The sequence below is a fragment of the Mycobacteroides sp. H003 genome (assembly GCF_001440135.1).
GTDB lineage: Bacteria > Actinomycetota > Actinomycetes > Mycobacteriales > Mycobacteriaceae > Mycobacterium > Mycobacterium gwanakae.
The window spans coordinates 1-4,567 of record NZ_LJYL01000012.1 but is presented as its reverse complement, the minus strand read 5'-3'; the positions used below and the strand labels follow the sequence as shown (position 1 = coordinate 4,567).

Here is a 4,567-nt window from a genome sequence, read left to right as displayed (position 1 = left end):
GGTCAAGTCCAGGGACGTGGTGTACGACGTCGTCGTGTGATTCTTCGACTTGGTGGTTTAGGCGGTCAGTGCCGCCGGGGTGTCCTCCTGTTCTGTTGATGGCGTGTGGTCGGCGCGGGATTTGCTGAGGACGTCGAGGCCGAGGTAGCGGCGGGATTCGGCCCATTCGTCGTGTTGTTCGGCCAGCACCGCGCCGACGAGGCGGATTAGGGCGTTGCGGTCGGGGAAGATTCCGACGACGTCGGTGCGCCGGCGGATTTCCTTGTTGAGTCGTTCTTTTATCCGGCCCTCGGGGGCGGGTCAACCCGTCGGGGTGGGATGTTCATCGATCGAGGCGCTGGAGGTGGTCGGTAAGGGCGTGGGCGACGCGGTCGTGGCGGGCGGCTTCGTCGGTCCAGCCGCGGCACTCGGCGTCGGTTCTGAGGGCCTGGACGTCGGCGAGTTGGTCGGTGAGCGTGTCGCGGAATTCGGGGGCGGTGACGTAGTTGTCGCAGGTTTCGCAGATGTTGGCATAAGGGCACGCGCCCGCGGATTCGTGGCGAGCGCAGTATCCGTGTGCAACGCGGGTTTTCAGCATTTCACTGTGCAGCCAGCCGACCTTGTCGGGCAGGATCGGTTTGCCGACCGGGGTGAGGGTGAACTGGCGGCGCATCTTGCCCATCGCTTCGTCGTAGGCCGCGCGCAGGGTGGGCGAGGCCAGGGTGGCGTAGCGGATCGTCATTTGTGGAGTGACGTGCCCGAGTAAGGACATCAAGGCCTGCAGACTCATCCCGGCGTTGGCGAGTTCGGTGGCCCAGGTGTGGCGCAACTGATGTGGAGTGACCATCAGGACGCCGCCGTCGGGACGGTGCAACCCGGCGGATTCAGCGGCGGTGAGCAGCCCGTTGCGCAGCCGGGTGTAGCCCAGGCGGCGTCCGTGCCGGGTGAACAGAAAGTCGGTGAGCACGCCGGTGCGTGGGTGCGGCAGCGGCCGGTGCGTGCCGCGGAGGGCGACCCACTCGTCGAGCGCGGCGAGGGTCGCGGCGGAGAGCGGGACCATGCGTTCGGTGGCGAGCTTGCCCAGTGGCACCTTCAGCCAGGTTCCGGCCGGTCCGTAGTCGATGATGCTGCCCAGTTCGAGGTCGAGCAGTTCCCCCGCCCGCAGGCCGGCACCACGCAGCACGGTCAGGCCGATGCGGGCGAACGGATCCTGCAGGTGGGCAACGGCGTTCATCACTGCCGCGTCCACATCGGGTGCTAGCGCGCGTGGCAACGGCTGGTCGAGTTTGGGGACGTCGGCGGCGAATACCAACCGCCGTGGTGGGGCCTGCGCCCAGCCCCAGGCGGTGATGTCGTCGAGCAGGTTGCGCAGACTGAGCACTGCCGACTGGGCCACCGCGGCCGAGACGGTGCGCCCGGCGCCCGCGGCGGCGCGCTGACCACGCCAGCCCCGGGTGCGATTCCATTTCAGGTAGCCCTCGATGCAGCTCCGGTCGAGTTCACGCAGGCTGATGACGTCGGGATGGTGAGCGGTGAGGTATTCGGCGAAGGGCAGCAGGTCGTTGATCAGCGACTCGACCGATTTGGGCCGCAGCACCGCCGCGCGCACGCCGATGTAGCGCAGCAACGTCTGACGGATCGGGTCGGGCATCTCCACCTCGGTGAAGCGCTGCTCGAGGCTACGGGCCCACCGCCGGCGTTTCGGCGCGGTGTCGATGACCGCGGTCTCGAACAACAGCTGCCGCAGGCTGGCCAGCCGCCCCCTGTATGCCCGCCGCGACGATGGCGGCACCACGGTACGTGACAGCGCGGCGTCGAAGTCGTCGAGCGCGTCGCCGGTCAGGTCGGCGACCATTCCGCCGTGGTGTGCCAGCACTACCGCCAGACATTCGCCGAGGACCGTCTCGACCCAGGAACTCCTCCAGCCCAACCGAATTCCCGCATTCCGCAACGCGGCGAATCCGCTCGGATCCCGGTCCTCCACTGCGCGGCCCAGCCCGGTCAACTGTTTGACCGCGGCCAGCTCGACGTCCAGCCGTAACCGGCCGGTGCCGATCGTGTGACAGATCAGCGGCCACGCCCCGGTGTCCCGTATCTCGGCGATCCGCTCGGCTGCCGGCAGCGTCATCCAGGCGTGCAGGTCGCGGTGGCGTGCGGTGAAGTCGCGAGCGATCCGAATCCGGTCGCGTACCGCCCGCCCGCTCAAACCCAGGGTGGCGACGTGGTCGAGATAATCCGCCACCACCTCGTCGGCGCCTACGGGTTGGCCGACCAACACCGTGGTCACTGCCGGGCTCCGGCCAACGTCGCACGAGCAGCACCGTATTCGGCGGCGAGCTGCTCGATCGACAAATGCACGTAGCGGGCCGTGGTCTCCGGCGAGACATGCCCCATCAACGCCCGCAACGCCAGCAGATCGATTCCGGCCGCCGACAATTCGGTGCCGTAGGTATGCCGTAAACGGTGCGGGCGGACTCTTGTGGCGCCAGAGGTCTCCCGGTGCCGACGGAACAGGCTGCGCAGCCCGGCCTCGCTGACCGGTGCACCGGTCGTCGGGCCGCGCAGCACTACGAAGCACTGCGGCGTCGCCAACCCCGGCGGCCGCTCCCATCGCAGGTAGGCGGCGAGCTCGGTGAAGAACGCCGCATCGACCGGGACATGACGTTCCTTGCCGCCCTTGCCGATCACCCGAAGCCGGCGCCGGCCCATATCGACGTCGGCGAGCAGCAGGCCACGCGCCTCGGCCGAACGCAGCCCTCCGAGTAGCATCACCAGCACCATCGCCCGGTCCCGGTGCGTTGCCAGTGTCGCCAGGAACGCGTCGACATCGTTGGTGGACAACGATTCCGGAAGACGCTGCGGCTGACGCACCAACCTACCGCCACTGCGTGCACGCCCGGGACCCAGATGACCGAGCAACCCCCGCTGCGACTGGCGCAGCCCCTGTCCCCGCCGCGGCGACGGCACCGGATTGTCGGTGCAGACACCGGTCATCACCAGATACTCGAATAACGCGCGCACTGCCGCGACCCGGCGGTTCACCGTCGAAGCTGCCGGCGGGGTCGACGAGCGGTGACCGCCGGTGGGCTGGTCCGTTCGGCGGACGCCTTGCCAGTCGATCCAGTCGAACACCAACGGCGCATCGACCGCGGCGAGCCCGACCGCTTGCTGGACGAGGAACCGGCTCAAATTGGCGACGTCGAATGCGTAGGCCCGCACCGTGGCCGCGCTGAACCCCCGTCCCGCCAAATGGTTGAGAAACGCGTTCACCGCGTCCTGCCCGTCCCAGTCGCCCTCCAGGACATATCCGCTGTCGCTCTTGAGTACCCGCATCGCCGCTCCGCCTTCCCCCACCGAGATGCAGACAGCATCCATCCGTGCTCAGCGCTTGTGCGTGAACCTCACGCTGCAGCCCGAACCGTGTCCCCGGAGAGCCGGTTAACGGATAGTGGGTTGTTGGACCAGATCTGCCGCCAAATTTGTTTGGGGAAGGCGGTGAAGGCGAGCAGGTCGGCGCGGGCGTCTTCGAGGTGGTCGGCGACCTTGGGGAGCTTGTCGGCCAGTGCGTCGATGATGCGGTCATATTGGGCTGCAACGGAACCGGCGTCAGGTTGATCGAAGACCGAATGCAGTAGTGTGCGTACCCACGGCCACGATGATTTCGGAGTGATGGCCATCAGGTTGGTGGCGTAGTGGGTGCGACACCGTTGCCACGATGCCCCAGGCAGGGTGGCGCCGATCGCGGCCACCAGACCGGCGTGGGCGTCGGAAGTGACCAGACGGACCCCTGATAGGCCGCGGGCGGTCAGCGACCGCAGGAAGGTCAGCCAGCCGGCCCCGTCCTCGGCGGTGGTGACGTCGATGCCCAGGATTTCGCGGTAGCCCTCGGCGTTGACCCCGGTGGCGATCAGCGCGTGCACGTTGACCACCCGGCCTGCTTCGCGAACCTTGAGCACCAGGGCGTCAGCAGCCATGAACGTGTACGGGCCTGCATCCAGTGGCCGGGTCCGGAACGCCTCGACCGCGGCGTCGAGCTCTTTGGCCATCACGCTGACCTGGGACTTCGACAAGCTGGTGATGCCCAGAGTCTCGACGAGTTTGTCCATCCGCCGCGTCGAAACGCCCAGCAGGTAGCAGGTAGCCACCACCGTGGTCAGGGCCCGCTCGGCGCGTTTGCGCCGTTCCAGCAGCCAGTCCGGGAAGTACGAACCTTGCCTTAGCTTGGGAATCGCCAGATCCAATGTGCCTGCGCGGGTGTCAAACTCGCGGTGCCGATACCCGTTGCGGGAATTGGTGCGCTCGCTGCTGCGCTGGCCGTAGCCGGCACCGCACACCGCGTCGGCTTCGGCGCCCATCAGGGCGTGAATGAAGGCGGCCAACAACTCGCGCAGCACATCAGGGTGCGTGGTGGTGAGTCGTTCGGCCAGCACGGCAGACAGGTCGATATCGTGGGCAATGGTCATCGCGTTGATTCCTTTGCTCGAGTGACTTTGGTCGGTCCCTCGAAGAATCACGCGATGACCTTCATTCATCCGGCTACGACACGCCGGTCATCACCGGCTCGTACACCACTCTGCTGGACGCAACT

At 67.3% G+C, this 4,567-nt stretch carries 2 protein-coding genes and 2 pseudogenes; all 4 read right to left on the bottom strand.

The window, feature by feature from the left end:
• Positions 1–57 precede the first annotated feature (57 nt).
• Positions 58–276: pseudogene (locus tag AOT87_RS27740) on the bottom strand (transposase); the annotation flags it as partial.
• A gap of 46 nt (positions 277–322) precedes the next feature.
• Entirely contained in the window at positions 323–2,266 is a 1,944-nt protein-coding gene (locus AOT87_RS09930; protein WP_007172497.1) for a tyrosine-type recombinase/integrase, read from the bottom strand.
• Positions 2,263–3,312: a tyrosine-type recombinase/integrase gene (locus AOT87_RS09925; RefSeq protein ID WP_007172498.1), complete on the bottom strand. Its 1,050-nt coding sequence runs from the start codon at positions 3,310–3,312 to the stop codon at positions 2,263–2,265. Before AOT87_RS09925 ends, AOT87_RS09930 begins: the two co-directional genes overlap by 4 nt.
• Positions 3,313–3,428: 116 nt before the next feature.
• Positions 3,429–4,442, bottom strand: a pseudogene (locus AOT87_RS09920) (IS256 family transposase); the annotation flags it as partial.
• Positions 4,443–4,567 lie beyond the last annotated feature (125 nt).